Origin of the sequence: Streptomyces sp. SID1328, from assembly GCF_009865595.1 — a bacterium.
Taxonomy (GTDB): Bacteria; Actinomycetota; Actinomycetes; order Streptomycetales; family Streptomycetaceae; genus Streptomyces; species Streptomyces griseoluteus.
In genome coordinates this window covers 1-1,032 of sequence record NZ_WWKH01000260.1, presented here as the reverse complement: position 1 = coordinate 1,032, position 1,032 = coordinate 1, and the positions used below count along the sequence as shown (strand labels likewise).

Genomic DNA, 1,032 nt, shown 5'->3' with positions numbered 1-1,032 from the left:
CAGGGCGCGGTCTGGAACATCGACTCCTTCGACCAGTGGGGCGTCGAGCTGGGCAAGGTGCTCGCCAAGCGCATCGAACCCGCCCTCACCGAAGGCGCCGAGGTGCCCGGCCTCGACCCCTCCACCACGGCCCTCGTCGCCGTCTACCGCTCCCTCAAGGAAGTGAACTGACATGCAGCTCGGACTCATCGGCCTCGGCAAGATGGGCGGCAACATGCGCGAGCGCATCCGCCGCGCGGGCCACCAGGTCATCGGCTACGACCGCAACCCGGAACTGACCGACGTCAAGGACCTCGCCGAACTGGTCGAGAAGCTCGACGCGCCGCGCACCATCTGGGTCATGGTCCCGGCCGGCACCGCCACCCAGGTCGTCATAGACGAGCTGAAGGACCTGCTCTCCCCCGGCGACACCGTCGTGGACGGCGGCAACTCCCGCTGGACGGACGACGAGAAGCACGCCGCCGAGCTGGGCGTCAAGGGCATCGGCTTCGTGGACGCGGGTGTCTCCGGCGGTGTCTGGGGCCTGGAGAACGGCTACGCGCTGATGGTCGGCGGCGACAAGGAGCACGTCGAGCGCCTCCAGCCCATCTTCCACGCCCTCAAGCCCGACGGCCCGTACGGCTACGTCCACGCGGGCCGCGTCGGCGCCGGGCACTTCTCCAAGATGGTCCACAACGGCATCGAGTACGCCATGATGCAGGCGTACGCCGAGGGCTGGGAGCTGCTGGAGAAGGCGAACTCGGTGGACAACGTCCGCGAGATCTTCCGCTCCTGGCAGGAGGGCACGGTCATCCGTTCCTGGCTGCTCGACCTCGCGGTCAACGCCCTGGACGAGGACGAGCACCTGGACGAGCTGCGCGGCTACGCCGAGGACTCCGGCGAGGGCCGGTGGACCGTCGAGGCCGCCATCGACAACGCGGTGCCGCTCCCGGCCATCACCGCGTCGCTGTTCGCGCGCTTCGCCTCCCGTCAGGACGACTCGCCGCAGATGAAGATGATCGCCGCGCTGCGCAACCAGTTCGGCGGCCACGC

The 1,032-nt window shown here is 69.3% G+C and carries 1 protein-coding gene and 1 pseudogene; both read left to right on the top strand.

The window, feature by feature from the left end; genetic code table 11:
• Positions 1–171 (top strand): annotated as a pseudogene (locus GT030_RS07495) (glucose-6-phosphate isomerase); the annotation flags it as partial.
• A 1-nt stretch (position 172) separates the two neighbouring features.
• Positions 173–1,032, top strand: an 860-nt coding sequence (gene gnd / locus GT030_RS07490; protein WP_161200403.1) for a phosphogluconate dehydrogenase (NAD(+)-dependent, decarboxylating), incomplete at its 3' end; no start/stop codon positions are given.